Origin of the sequence: Flavobacterium tyrosinilyticum (assembly GCF_023656565.1) — a bacterium.
Lineage (GTDB): Bacteria > Bacteroidota > Bacteroidia > Flavobacteriales > Flavobacteriaceae > Flavobacterium > Flavobacterium tyrosinilyticum.
On sequence record NZ_JAMOKG010000001.1, the window covers coordinates 1,456,509 to 1,471,372 of the forward strand.

The 14,864-nt window shown below is 36.0% G+C and carries 9 protein-coding genes; 6 read left to right on the top strand and 3 right to left on the bottom strand.

Annotation, left to right across the window (positions count from 1 at the left end; translation table 11 throughout):
* Positions 1 to 109 precede the first annotated feature (109 nt).
* The 3 genes from lepA to NCC77_RS06395 all read right to left on the bottom strand — a co-directional run bounded on the left by lepA (position 110) and on the right by NCC77_RS06395 (position 3,521).
* Positions 110 to 1,906 carry a translation elongation factor 4 gene (lepA, locus tag NCC77_RS06385; protein WP_095928470.1) on the bottom strand — a complete coding sequence of 599 codons (1,797 nt, stop codon included), beginning with the start codon at positions 1,904 to 1,906 and terminating at the stop codon, positions 110 to 112.
* Between the two features lie 162 nt (positions 1,907 to 2,068).
* The gene (locus NCC77_RS06390) at positions 2,069 to 2,770 is read right to left on the bottom strand and encodes an NUDIX hydrolase (RefSeq protein WP_250834844.1); all 702 of its coding nucleotides are present in this window, start codon (positions 2,768 to 2,770) and stop codon (positions 2,069 to 2,071) included.
* A gap of 34 nt (positions 2,771 to 2,804) precedes the next feature.
* Positions 2,805 to 3,521 carry an NUDIX hydrolase gene (locus NCC77_RS06395; protein WP_250834845.1) on the bottom strand — a complete coding sequence of 239 codons (717 nt, stop codon included), beginning with the start codon at positions 3,519 to 3,521 and terminating at the stop codon, positions 2,805 to 2,807.
* A 425-nt stretch (positions 3,522 to 3,946) separates the two neighbouring features.
* On the opposite strand from NCC77_RS06395, the gene NCC77_RS06400 reads away from it, so the two are divergent.
* The 6 genes from NCC77_RS06400 (at position 3,947) to NCC77_RS06425 (ending at position 14,851) form a co-directional block, all read left to right on the top strand.
* On the top strand, positions 3,947 to 4,087 hold the full coding sequence (locus NCC77_RS06400; protein ID WP_250834846.1) for a hypothetical protein: 141 nt from the start codon (positions 3,947 to 3,949) through the stop codon (positions 4,085 to 4,087).
* A 44-nt stretch (positions 4,088 to 4,131) separates the two neighbouring features.
* Positions 4,132 to 7,221 carry a SusC/RagA family TonB-linked outer membrane protein gene (locus NCC77_RS06405; RefSeq protein ID WP_250834847.1) on the top strand — a complete coding sequence of 1,030 codons (3,090 nt, stop codon included), beginning with the start codon at positions 4,132 to 4,134 and terminating at the stop codon, positions 7,219 to 7,221.
* A gap of 12 nt (positions 7,222 to 7,233) precedes the next feature.
* The gene (locus tag NCC77_RS06410) at positions 7,234 to 8,814 is read left to right on the top strand and encodes a RagB/SusD family nutrient uptake outer membrane protein (RefSeq protein ID WP_250834848.1); all 1,581 of its coding nucleotides are present in this window, start codon (positions 7,234 to 7,236) and stop codon (positions 8,812 to 8,814) included.
* An 18-nt stretch (positions 8,815 to 8,832) separates the two neighbouring features.
* Entirely contained in the window at positions 8,833 to 9,702 is an 870-nt protein-coding gene (locus tag NCC77_RS06415) for a hypothetical protein (protein ID WP_250834849.1), read from the top strand.
* A gap of 137 nt (positions 9,703 to 9,839) precedes the next feature.
* Positions 9,840 to 12,326, top strand: coding sequence for a glycoside hydrolase family 2 TIM barrel-domain containing protein (locus NCC77_RS06420; RefSeq protein WP_250834850.1), 2,487 nt, complete (start codon positions 9,840 to 9,842; stop codon positions 12,324 to 12,326).
* A gap of 125 nt (positions 12,327 to 12,451) precedes the next feature.
* A complete protein-coding gene (locus tag NCC77_RS06425) occupies positions 12,452 to 14,851 on the top strand; it encodes a glycoside hydrolase family 31 protein (protein WP_250834851.1) in 2,400 nt (799 codons plus the stop codon).
* Positions 14,852 to 14,864: the final 13 nt, after the last annotated feature.

The window sequence follows — 14,864 nt, forward strand, 5'->3', positions numbered from 1 at the left end:
CTTGTTTTAATTTGAATTTAAAAAACGTAATCTGAAACAAAAAACCCGATAACTTTCGTCATCGGGTTAGTCTATTATCTTATTTCTTTACTCTTTTATCAAAAAAGAACTAGTCATTCAATTTCAAAACAGCCATAAATGCTTCTTGCGGAATCTCAACGTTTCCTACTTGACGCATACGTTTTTTACCTTTTTTCTGTTTTTCAAGCAGTTTACGCTTACGCGAAATATCTCCACCGTAACATTTTGCGGTAACGTCTTTACGAAGTGCTTTAATCGTTTCACGAGCGATAATTTTTGCCCCAATTGCAGCCTGAATCGGAATGTCGAATTGCTGTCTTGGGATTAATTCACGTAATTTCTCGGTCATTTTTTTACCGATGTTGTAAGCGTTGTCTTCGTGAATCAATGCAGAAAGTGCATCAACTGTTTGAGCATTCAAAAGAACGTCCAATTTAACTAATTTCGAAGTTCTCATTCCGATAGGAGAATAATCGAAAGAGGCATAACCTTTAGAAACCGTTTTTAAACGATCGTAAAAATCGAATACAATTTCAGCCAAAGGCATGTCAAAGTTCAATTCAACACGTTCTGTTGTTAAATAAGTTTGGTTGGTAATTAAACCACGTTTTTCGATACATAAACTCATTACGTTTCCAACAAAATCAGATTTTGTAATGATAGTAGCTTTAATATATGGCTCTTCAACTCTATCCAGTTTTGAAGGCTCTGGTAAATCTGAAGGATTGTTTACAATTAACGCTGTTTCAGGATGTTTTTTGGTGTAAGCCAAATACGAAACGTTAGGAACTGTTGTAATAACCGTCATGTCGAACTCGCGCTCTAAACGTTCCTGGATAATTTCCATGTGAAGCATTCCTAAGAATCCGCAACGGAAACCAAATCCTAATGCCGCAGAACTTTCAGGAGTAAAAACTAATGAAGCGTCATTCAATTGTAATTTTTCCATTGAAGAACGTAAATCTTCGTAATCTTCTGTATCAACAGGATAAATACCAGCAAATACCATTGGTTTTACATCCTCAAAACCAGTAATCATATTGGTAGTTGGTACTTTTGCATCTGTAATGGTATCACCAACTTTTACTTCACGAGCTTCTTTAATTCCTGAAATCAAGTAACCAACATCTCCAGCGGAAACTACGTTTTTAGGAACCTGATTTAATTTTAAAGTTCCAATTTCGTCAGCAAAATATTCGTTGTCTGTAGCCATGAATTTAATTTTCTGGCCTTTTTTGATTTCACCATTTACAACTCTAAAGATTACCTCAATTCCGCGGAACGGATTGTAAACCGAGTCAAAAATTAAAGCTTGTAATGGTTCTTCTGGATTTCCTTTTGGAGCTGGAATTTTTTCGATAATAGCGGCAAGAATGTTCTCAACACCAAAACCAGTTTTTCCAGATGCGTGAATAATATCTTCTAATTTACATCCTAATAAATCGATAATATCATCACTAACTTCCTCTGGATTTGCACTTGGCAAATCGACTTTGTTTAAAACTGGGATAATTTCTAAGTCGTTTTCAAGAGCTAAGTATAAGTTTGAAATCGTTTGTGCTTGAATACTTTGAGCAGCATCAACAATCAACAGCGCACCTTCGCAGGCAGCGATTGATCTTGAAACTTCGTATGAAAAGTCAACGTGCCCAGGAGTATCAATTAAGTTTAAGATATATTCTTCACCCTTGTATTTGTATTCCATTTGGATGGCATGACTCTTAATGGTAATTCCACGCTCGCGCTCCAGATCCATGTTGTCAAGCAATTGTGCTTTTTCTTCACGAGCTGTAACGGTTTGTGTTGCGCCTAGTAATCTGTCCGCCAATGTACTTTTACCGTGGTCAATGTGTGCAATAATGCAAAAGTTACGTATCTTCTTCATTTTATATATCAGTTCTCTATAACGAGTTTTAGTATTTTTTGGGTGTAAAACAGCCTAAAGCAATTGCTTTAAAGCATGTTATTAAGGCGCAAAGATAGCGCAAAGTTTTGGATTCTGGAATCTTGATGTTGGATAGTTGATTGGAAAGAATCAAAAATGATATTAAAATTCAAAATTGAATCCTTTTTCTGTTAATTTCTTATACATTTCGGGGTCAAATTTATAAAGTTTGGCCGCTCTGTGCGAAACATCTTTTTGCTTTTCATCCAATGCTGTCAGCAGTTTCATGTGAAGCACTTTTCGTCTAAAATTAGATTTATCCAATTCGATTCCCAAAATTTCTTCGTACAAATGCATTAATTGCAATAGCGTAAATTTTTCTGGAAGAAGGTTAAAACCAATTGGAGCCTGACGAACTCTATTGCGTAATTGCAATAAACTGAAATCAAGAATTTCGTTATGGTCAAAAATCAAATCTGGAATTTCGTTTATCTTGAACCACTTTGCTTCGAAAACCTTTAAACTGGCCTTAATATTATAATCTTCTCTATTGACCAAAGTATAATAACCAATGGTTACCACACGTCTTTCCAGAACACGCTGCGGATTTGTAAAGGCTTTTAATTGTTCCAAATAGATGTTTTCAAGACCCGTAAGTTCTTGTAAAATTCGTTGGGCAGCATTGTCTGCACTTTCGTCTATTTGAAGCCATCCGCCAAGAAGTCCCCATTTGCCTTTACTTTCTCCTTCGGCATGCTGTACCAAAAGCACTTCGAGACTTTCTTTGTTGAATCCGAAGAAAACACAGTCAATCGTGATTCCGTCTACTGCTGGTTTGTGTTGGTTAGTAGTTATTTCAGCCAATTTGTTGTTGTCGTGTTATTTTGTGTATTGAAAATTAGAACTCAAAATTGAATCCTTTTTCAGTTAGTTTTTCATAGATTTCTGGATCAAACTTGTACAGTTGAGCCGCTCTGTGCGATACATCCTGCTGTTTTTCGTCTAATGCAACCAGGAGTTTCATGTGAAGAATTTTTCTTCTAAAGTTGGGTTTGTCCATTTCGATTCCTAAAATTTCTCCATACAAATGCATCAATTGTAATAAAGTGAATTTTTCGGGCAATAGATTAAAACCAATGGGTGTCTGACGCACTTTATTTCTAAGATGTTTTATGCTGTAATCCAGAATTTCGTTGTGGTCGTAAATCAAATCTGGAATTTCATTGATTTTATACCATTTAGCATCTGAAGCCGTAAAACCTGCTTTAATGTTATAATCTTCTCTTTTTACAAGAGCATAATATCCAATCGTAATAACGCGTCGCAACGGAAAACGATCTGGATCTCCAAATGCTTTCAACTGTTCTAGGTAAATATTGTCAAGACCCGTAAGCTCATTCAATAACCGATGAGCGGCACTGTCTGTGCTTTCTTTTTTATAAATCCATCCACCTGGAAGTCCCCATTTCCCCTTACTGATACCTTCGGCGTGTTGTACCAAAAGTACTTCAAGACTGCCTTTGTCAAATCCAAAAATGACACAGTCAATTGTGATGGCATTCATCGCACTGTTTTCATTTTTTAAAGCAGTTTTGTCGTCTACATTTTCAACCATATATGAGATAAATTTTGACAAATTAAATAAATAAAATCATTATTAACCTTTTTGAAAGCCTTATATTTTTTTTAACGAAACAAAATTTTGATAATCAGTCATTTAAAAATGTGCTAAAAAAGGGCTCTTTTTAAATTAATTCTTAAACGACTGATTGTCAATTTTATAAAACGTTGATTTTTTTATATTTTTTATTTCAATTCTTGTTCATATTTTACAACATTAATAAAAATGGATTGGTATTAATCAGAATCGAAAAAAAATAACCCTAATATTTTGTTAATATAGAAAATTTGTTTTACACTTGTAGTCAAATTTACCATAAGATAAATTCAAATTGACTATAAGTAAAAAAGAACAAAACTACACTTAACTTAAACTTACCACAAATGTTTTTTTTAGAAATTGATTTAAATCGCTTTTTGATGAGATTACCATCATCAGATTTTGCCCAAAGAATCGATTTTAAAGTTGTTTATAGTCAGCAAGTACTAAATGTTGGAAATGAGATTCAGGCCCTCATTTTTGACATGACCTGCTTGGGAAGTTTTCCAGATTTCTCTTAGGGTAAGAAACACTAACTATAACTTAAACTTAATCAATTCTTATTATGAAAAGCAAAAATTGTATTAAAACAACAAAGCTTCCATATTTTATGGCGGTGCTGCTTAGCGTATTTATGATGCAGTTTGGATTTGCTCAAGAATCCAAAACTGTAAGTGGGACAATTACCTCTTCCGAAGACGGATTTGGAGTTCCAGGAGCAACTGTACAAGTACAGGGAACAAAATCGAGTACTGTTACCGATTTTGATGGAAAATATAAAGTGGAGGCTAAAACAGGAGATGTTTTGGTAATCACTTTTGTAGGTTTCAAATCGCAGAATATCACGGTTGGAACTCAAAAAGTTATCAATGTCGTTTTGAATCCAGAAACTTCAGAACTTAAAGAAATTGTAGTCATCGGTTACGGTACTCAAAAGAAGAAAGTAAATACTGCGGCAACTTCTTTGGTGTCTGGAAAAGACATTCAGCAGGTTGCGAGTCTTGATGTTGTAAATGCTTTACAAGGTCAAGCTTCTGGGGTTTCGGTAACTTCATCTTCTGGACAGCCAGGTGCGAATATGGTGGTAAATATTCGTGGAGCAGGTACAGCAGGAAACAGTGATCCGCTTTATGTGGTTGATGGTGTAGTAGTGGATAATGGAATTGGATACCTTGATCCTTCGGTAATTGAAAGGGTTGACGTTTTAAAAGATGCTTCTGCAGCTTCTATCTACGGAGCAAGAGCGGCAAACGGAGTTATCTTGGTTACTACTAAAAAAGGAAAAGATGGTAAAATGAATGTGTCTTTTAGCTCTTATACAGGTTTTCAGCAGATTGCTAAAAAACTGGATTTGATGAATACACAAGAGTATACAACAATAATGAATGAGGCTCGTGTAAACTCTGGATATGCGCCTTTATATACTAAAGAGCAAATTGCTGCATTTCCAGACCATGACTGGCAGAAAGATTTATTCAACGAAGGTGCAATGAAACAGAATCACTCTCTTTTGATTACAGGAGGTGATGAAAAATCTACCATTGCAACTGGTTTATCTTACTACGGACAAGAAGGTATGATTGGAGGATCTACTAACCAATCTCAATACGATCGTGTTACTTTTTCAGTAAACTCGACTTCTGAAGTTATTAAAGGATATTTGAAAATTGGTGAAAACTTCACTTTATCAAACATCAAATCTAGTGGGGTTGCAGATGATGGTATCTACAGCAATGCAATTAGATCTTTCTTAAATGCTGCTCCAATTGATCAGGCTTATGACGAAAATGGAGATTTTGCACGTTCTATTATTTCTCAAGATATCAGCAATCCAGTTGGATCTTTATACTATAACAACTTTAATCAGACTAAAACAAATCGTTATGTAGGTAACATTTTTGCGGAATTAAAATTTGCAAAAAACTTTACTTTCAGAACTAGTTATGGTGTTGATATGACAGATAGCAATTACCGTTCTTTCAGACCAGTTTATTCGCTTTCTTCAAATGATAATAATACAGTTTCTAGCGTAACTCAAAGCGCGACAAAATCGTTAGGATGGATTTTTGAAAACACACTTCAATACAAATTCAACATTGCCGATTCTCATAATTTTGATGTGTTAGTGGGTACTTCTGCTAAAAAGAATACTTCTGATTATATGGAAGGGCAAGGAAGAAACTTAATTTTTGATGATTTCGAGCATGCTTATTTAGATAATGCAAAAGATCCTACATCAAATGTGGTAAAAGGAAATCGTAAAGATTATGCGATTCAATCTTACTTCGGACGTTTATTGTATGATTACAACAATAAATACTTATTCTCTGCAACAGTTCGTCGTGACGGTTCATCAGAATTTGGTCCAAATAACAAATATGCTATTTTTCCATCGTTCTCTGCAGGATGGAATTTAGATAAAGAAGCTTTCTTCAAAGAAAACAAAGTTTTAAATACGTTCAAATTAAGAGCAAGCTGGGGACAAAATGGTAACGATCAATTTGCTAGAAGATTTGCTTATATGTCAACTGTAAATTCTACGGACAAAACATATCATTTCGGAACTGGTGACGAAACTCTCTTAGTAGGTTCAAGCCCTGACCAATTAGCAAACCGTAACTTAAAATGGGAAACTTCTGAGCAGTTAGATTTAGGTTTTGATGCTACTTTGTTCAACAACTTTACTTTAACTTTTGATTACTATGACAAGAAAACCAAAGATTGGTTAGTATTGGCATCTATCCCAACTTATGCTGGAGCAACTGCACCTTACATTAATGGTGGAGACGTAAGCAATAAAGGTTTTGAAATTGGTTTATCTTACCGTACACGTTTTGGAAAAGACTGGAATTTTGCTATCAATGCAAACCTTTCTCGTAACCAAAACGAAGTGTTGAAAATTGCTAATAATGAAGGAATCATTCACGGAGAATCAAACGTTTTATTCCAAGGTCTAGACGAAATGAACCGTGTTGAGGTTGGAAGACCAATGGGTTATTTCTACGGATTAAAAACAGACGGAATTTTCCAAAATGCTACTGAAGTTGCAGCAGGTGTTCAGCCAAATGCACAGCCAGGAGATGTTCGTTTCGTAGATTTAAACGGTGACGGAAAAATCGATGCAAACGATAAAACTCAAATTGGTGATCCAAATCCAGATATTAACTATGGTGTGAATTTAGAATTATCATACAAAGCTTTTGATTTCTCTATTAATACTTACGGTATCGCTGGCGGACAAAATGTTTTTGGAATTCACGATTATACTCGTGCTTACACAAACAACACCACAGAGGTGTTAGGAAGATGGACAACTGAAGGAACTTCTAACAGAATTCCAAGAGTTACCTACGGAACAGATGATAATGGTAACTATACTAAATTCTCTGATTTGTATATTCAGGACTCAGATTTCTTCAGAATTAAAAATGCTACAATCGGATGTGATTTAACAAAGCTGACAACAAAACTTAGTTTCTTCAGTAAATTCAGATTGTATGTTGCAGGAAATAACATTTATACATTCACAAAGTACAAAGGAATGGATCCAGAAATTGGTTTCGGAAACGTAAATCAGTCTTGGGCTAAAGGTATTGATGTTGGATATTATCCTCAGCCAAGAACCTATTTGATGGGTCTGAATGTTAACTTTTAATTTTTGAAAACGATGAAAACATATATAAAATTATTTGCTCTTTCAAGCTTACTTGTTTTAGGCTCTTGCTCGGAAGATTTTTTAGAAAACGAACCATATACAGATAAAGTAACGGAGAATTTCTATAAAACTCCATCTGATGCTTTTGAAGGTTTAGTGGCAGTTTATGATGTATTACAGAGAGAAGCTTACGGTACACAATTGATCGTAAGTGAGCAGGTATCTGACAACTGTTTTGGAGGATTTGGTATTGCAGATCCAACGGTAGATTTGCAGTGGGACCGCTTTCAATATACTACAGATAAAGATATGAACGCCCTAACATGGACAAACTCTTATCTTGGTATTTACAGAGCTAACGTTTTATTAGAGAACTTAGACAAAGTTAACTGGGGATCTAATACCGCTTTGAAAACACGTTACGAAGCAGAAGCTCGTTTCTTAAGAGCGCACTTTCATTTCCAAGCGGCAAAAATGTTTGGAGATATTGTTCCGCTAGACCATACCGTAACCACAAGCGAATTTGAATTGCCAAGACAAGCTCCAGAAGTTACTTATGCTTTAATTGCAAACGATTTAAAATTTGCAGCAGACAACTTAGGTCCTGAAAATTACTCACAAGCAGGAAATGCAAACTACGGACGTATTACAAAATGGGCAGCAGAAGCGTATTTGGCTAGAACATTTTTGTTTTACACAGGAGCTTATAGCAAAACAGATTTAGCGGGTGTAGTTACCAAAGCACAAGCTGTAACGTATATCAATGATGCTGTAAATAACAGTGGTCACGGACTAGTTGCCGATTTTGCTAATCTTTGGTTAGCCGCTTCTTTCGAAAACTTTGCTGGAGAAGATAATACAGAAATGGTTTGGGCTGTGCGTTTTAACGGTTCAGGAAAAGGAAATTGGGATCTTCACGAAGGAAACCGTTTTCAAGTAAACATTGCACCTCGTGGAGGCTCAATTGGAAAATATGCAACAGGATGGGGAGGAGCAACAGTGAATCCAAAATTGGTTCAAGCATACGAATCTGGCGATAGTAGAAAAGCAGCATCATTTATTGATTATGTTGGTGAAGGTTTAAATTTTGATCCACAGGCTAGAGAACAACGTCAATACACAGGATATTCTTGGAAAAAATACTGCCCAATTACAAACGCAGCAGGAACAGCAGTTGTTGAAGCAAATGGAGGAAACTTCCAAATTGATAACTATCAGGATTATGCAATCATTCGTTTTGCAGATGTTTTATTAATGGCTGCCGAATTAAATTTGGAAGGAAATGCAGCTTTAGCACAAGCAGATTTAGACCGAGTTCGTGACCGTGCTTTCAAGAGTACTACGCATAGAATTCCTGTAACTAAAGCAGTTATTATGGAAGAGCGTCGTCTAGAATTGGCATTAGAAGGATTACGTTATTTTGATTTAATCAGACAAGGTATGCCAGCAATGAAAGCTGCTATCGATAACACGGCTGGAGATTCTCAGTTTGCAGTTACTTTTAGACCAGAAACTCTTGGTTGGTTTGCATTGCCACAGTCGCAGATAGTACTTTCAAATGGTACTATTCAACAAAATCCAGGTTGGAATTAACATTTAAACAAATTGATTATGAAACGTATATTATATATAATATTAGCGGCTGTAACTATCAGTTCGTTTTTATTTTCTTGTGAAGCAACTGAGGATCGTGAAAGCCTTCCAGCAGTAACGCTTACGCCAGAAACACTTGAGTTCTCGATAACTCAAAATGCAGCAAAAAAGAATGAAGTAGTTTTAAAGAATGATGATCCAACTGTAATTCCATTTTGGAGATATGTTGATGGAAACGGAAATGAACTTGGGCATTCTAACAAAAGTGACGATAAAGTAAATTTCCCTTTTGCAGGAAAGTATACTATTTACTATACAGCATTTGTTAGAGGCGGATCTGTAGAAGCGGCACCAGTAACGGTAGAAGTTCCAGAGAATGATGATGCTTTCTTTAGTGATCCAAGATGGGAAAAATTGACCAACGGACAAGCTGGAAAAACTTGGGTTTTGTATATGACTGCTCCATTGGAATTCATCGGAAATAATCCAGGTTATATTAACAGAGAAGTAAGTCCTCCAGGTTGGTGGCCAAATCTATCTGATATTTCTTGGGCAGGTTTAGAAAATAAAGATTGGGGAGAAATTACATTTGATCTTAATGGAGGTTATAATGTTTCGGTAACACAAACCAACCCAGCTTTAGGAAATACACAAAAAACAACCAAAGTAGGAACATTCAATTTTAGTCTTACAGCTGGCGAAACAAATGATAGAATTTCGTTTAACGGAGGAACAGAAATGCTTCATCCAAATGAACCAAGTTACTTTAGTCCATCATTTAGTTTTACCAATGTAAAAATTGTTGAACTTACTGATAAAAGTTTATGTTTTATAGCTATTAGAGCAGATAATGATTATTTGATCTATCATTTAGTTCCAAAATCGTAAGTTAGTTAGTTTTGAAGTCTCAGTTTTAAATACATTTATAATGTGCTTTAAGACTGAGACTTAAATTATTTTGGGTAGGAATAAATGAAATCGATTTTTATTTCTATCTTCAAATTCCAAAAAACAAAAAAGTACCCATGCATATTATAAAAAACATAAAAAACATAAGTTTATGGGCAGTTGCAGCCGGAGTTCTTTTCTTGAATTCTTGTGCAAAAAAAGAAGATGCATTTGTAAACCGAAAAGTTTCTTTTAATGCAGATTGGAGTTTTCATCTTAATGACAGTATTGCTGATAAAGACACTATTGGAACTTCGACAAAATGGAGAACTTTAGACGTTCCTCACGATTGGAGCATCGAAGGAAAATTTGATGAAAAAAGTCCTGGCGGTTATGGCGGAGGATCTCTAAATGGAGGTTTAGGCTGGTACAAAAAAACATTCAAAGTAGCTGCAGAAGACAGCACAAAAATCACTTCAATTACTTTTGACGGTGTTTACAGAAACAGCGAAGTCTGGATAAACGGTCATTATTTAGGAAAACGACCAAACGGATATATTGGTTTTCAATATAACATGTCACCTTATTTAAATTACGGAGACAAAAACAACGAAATAATTGTTAAGGTTGACAATTCAAAACAACCCAATTCACGCTGGTATTCGGGTTCAGGAATTTTTAGAAATGTCTGGATCGAAACCACAGATAAACTTCATGTGGGACAATGGGGAACGTATATTACAACTCCAAAAGTTACAGCCGAAAAAGCTTCTGTAAATATTGAAACGACAATTAAAAATCAATATGCAGCAAGTAAAAAAGCAACGGTAACCACCACTATTTTTAAAGAAGACAAAAAAGTAACATCAGTTACTCAAGATATAACAATCAATGCCAGCGAAAACCAAACGCTGAATCAATCGGCAGAAGTTGAAAACCCGATTTTATGGTCAGATGAAAACCCAGAATTGTACACAGCAGTTACCGAAATTTCGCTTGACGATAAAATCATCGATCAATACAAAACCACTTTCGGAATTAGAGATTTCAAATTCGATTTGAACAAAGGTTTTATTTTGAATGGAAAACAAGTCAAAATAAAAGGAGTTTGTATGCATCATGATTTAGGTCCGCTTGGTTCTGCAATCAACACACGTGCAATCGAACGTCAGTTGGAGATTTTGAAAGAAATGGGCGTAAACGGAATCAGAACTTCTCACAATCCACCTGCTCCAGAACTTTTACAACTTTGCGACAAAATGGGTTTCATTGTTATGGATGAAGCTTTTGATATGTGGAAACAAACCAAAACCAAATACGATTACGGAAACGATTGGGACAAATGGCACAAACAAGATCTAATCGATCAATTGTTGCGCGACCGAAATCATGCGAGTATTTTTATGTGGAGTATCGGAAATGAAATTCCGGAACAATGGAGTGAAACAGGTGTTGAAATTGCGAAAGAATTGGCCGCAATTACACGTCAATATGACAAAACACGTCCGTTGACTGCAGGAATGAATCCGCCTGTAAATATGAATATTGATGCCGTGACTTTACAATTTGAGAAAAAAGAGGTATCGATTAATCCGCTTGCAGGATCTGGAGTTTTAGATTTAATTGGATACAATTATGCGCATCAAACATTCGAACATCATCTGAAGAATTTCCCAAATACTCCTTTCATTGCAACTGAAACCACTTCAGGTTTACAGACAAGAGGATATTATGATGCCGTTTCAGACACTATCAAAAAATGGCCAGTAAGATGGGATCTTAAATTTACAGAAGGAAATCCAGGAAATACCGTTTCGGCTTACGATCAGGTTCAGACACCTTGGGGCTCAACGCATGAAGCGACTTGGAAAATCATTAAAAAACATGATTTCTTGGCAGGAATGTACGTTTGGACAGGCTTCGATTACATCGGAGAACCAACTCCATACGAATGGCCATCGGTAAGTTCGTATTTCGGAATTGTTGATTTAGCCGGTTTCCCGAAAGACGTGTATTATATGTACCAAAGCGAATGGACAGACAAAACCGTTCTTCACATTTTCCCACATTGGAACTGGAAAGCAGGGCAAACTGTAGACGTTTGGGCATATTACAATAAAGCCGATGAGGTTGAACTTTTTGTAAACGGAAAATCGGTCGGAAAAAGAAGCAAAAAAGGAGATGATCTGCACGTAATGTGGAGAATTCCTTTTGAAGCGGGAACTTTAAAAGCCATTTCTCGTAAAGACGGAAAAGTAGTTTTAGAAAAAGAAATTAAAACCGCTGGAAATCCTTCTCAATTAAAACTGACTGCGGACAGAAGTACCATTAAAGCAGACAAAAACGATTTGTCATTTATTACAGTTGATATTTTAGATGATAAAGGAACGATTGCGCCAAATGCGAATAACGAAATTAATTTCTCTTTAAAAGGAAATGGAAAAATCGTTGGGGTTTGTAGCGGAGATCCAGTTAGCCACGAATCGTATAAAGGAAATAAACATACGGCTTTGGCTGGAAAATGCTTGGTTATTGTACAATCTGGAGATAAATCAGGAAGATTGGAATTAACCGCTAAAGCAAATGGATTAAAACAATCCACAATTGTAATTACAACAGAATAATACGTTACGCTCCTGCAAGGTTTTCAAAACCTTGTAGGTATAAATTATAAGTTTCGAATAAAAAAATATAAACCTACAAGGTTTTGGAAACCTTGCAGGAGAACTAACATCTAGATTATTAACCAATGAAAAACTCAAAACTAACCGCATTATTTTCTGCTCTTATGTTTGGATTTTTGGCAGTTCCAAATGCTAATGCTCAAATCCAAAATGCAGATGTATTAAATGCTCCAATAGATATAAGTAAAGATTTTCAGAACTATCTGAATACTTTTTATTTCGCAGACGAATTGGCTTCTTTTGATCCTGCAACGGGAAAAGGAACGATCAAATATTTGAGATACAATTATAAAACGCGTCAGGCTTTCAACAACATGATGATGAAACCAGATGTGGAAAAAGCAAACGAATTTCCAACAACAGAATATGCAGAATCCCCTGTTTTGCCATTCGAAATTCAGTTTGTTTCAGATCGAACAGTTAGAATCAAAACCACTTCAGGACCGCAATTTCATCCGCAAAAAGAATCTCTAATGTTGGTTGACGGCGTTGCGCCAAATCACCCAGAATTATGGAAATATGCTAAAATTGAAGGCGGTCACAGTTATACAAGCAAACACGGGAAAGTTGAAATTTTGACAAAACCTTGGCACGTAAAAATCTACGATGAAAAAGGAAAATTACTGACAAGTACGCTTCACGATACTGATTTTAAAAACACATACACGCCGACACTTCCGTTTTCTTACGTTCGCAGAAACAGCGATTATTCTAGAAGTATGGGCGCGGCTTTTAGTTTAGAACCAGACGAAAAAATATTTGGTTGTGGAGAATCATTCACGCAATTCAACAAACGCGGTTCAAAAGTAGTTTTATGGACCGATGATGCAAACGGAATCCAAAATGAGACCATGTACAAACCAATTCCGTTTTACATGAGCAGCCGTGGTTACGGAGTTTTCATGCACCATTCAACACCAATTACAGTTGACTTTGGTAAATACTTTTCAAGTGCCAACGAAATGTACATTGGAGACGACGAAGCCGATTTGTTTTTCTTCATCGGAGAACCAAAAGATATTTTAGACCAATACACCAATTTGACTGGAAAAGCTGCTATGCCGCCACTTTGGTCTTTCGGTTTTTGGATGAGTAGAATTACTTATTTCTCTGAAAAAGAAGGAAGAGAAGTAGCAAGAGATTTACGTAAATATAAAATCCCAACAGACGTAATTCACTTTGATACAGGATGGTTTGATGTAGATTGGAGAAACAACTACGAGTTTGCAAAATCTCGTTTCCCAGACGCGACAAAAATGATGTCTGATTTAAAGAAAGACGGTTTCCAAGTTTGTCTTTGGCAGTTGCCTTATTTCACGCCAAAGAATACGTTGTTTCCAGAAATTATGGATAAAAACTTAGCGGTAAGAGACAGAAAAGGAAATCTTCCGTACGAAGATGCTGTTTTAGATTTCTCAAATCCGGAAACAGTAACATGGTATCAAGGAAAATTGAAAAAGTTATTTGATGAAGGCGTTGCGGTTTTCAAAGTAGATTTTGGAGAAGCAGCTCCGCCAGACGGAATTTATCATTCTGGAAGAACAGGTTTCTATGAGCATAATTTATACCCTCTTCGTTACAATAAAGCAGTTGCAGAAATCACTCAAAAAGAAAAAGGATACACTTTAATCTGGGCTAGAAGTACTTGGGCAGGATCACAACGTTATCCATTACATTGGGGAGGAGATTCTGAAACTACCAACGGAGCGATGTCGGCAGAATTACGTGGCGGACTTTCTTTAGGTCTTAGCGGATTCAGTTTTTGGAGTCATGATGTTGGAGGATTTGCTACAAAATCTCCTGAAAATATTTATAGAAGATGGACACCATTCGGAATGCTGACTTCACACGTAAGAAGCCACGGAGAACCGCCTCGTGAACCTTGGTTGTACAGCAAAGATTTCTTAGAAGGATTTAGAAAAGCAGATAATATGCGTTACGAATTAATGCCATATATCTACGCTCAAGCAAAAGAAAGTTCTCAAAAAGGATTGCCAATGATGCGTGCTCTTTTTGTAGAATATCCAAACGATCCGGGAGCTTGGTTGGTAGATAATCAATATTTATTTGGTTCAAGTATGTTGGTTGCACCACTTTTTGAAGAAGTTGAAGAAAGAGACGTTTATCTTCCAGAAGGAACTTGGATCGATTACCAAACTAAAAAAGTGTACCAATCGGGCTGGCATAAAATTAAAGCGGGCGAAGTGCCAATCGTAGTTTTAATTAAAGACGGAACTGCAATTCCGCACATTGGTTTAGCGCAGTCTACAAAAGATATGGATTGGAGTAAATTGACTTTAAAAGTATATGCAAGTGATAAAACGACTTCGGCAACAGCCAAAGTATTTTTACCAGAAGGTGATGCGGTACAAGAAATAAAAGTGAACAAAACTGGAAACAATTTTGATGTAGCTGCAAATCCATTAAACGGAAAAACCACTTTTAAAACAGAGTGGATTAAATAAAAAAGTTAAACAC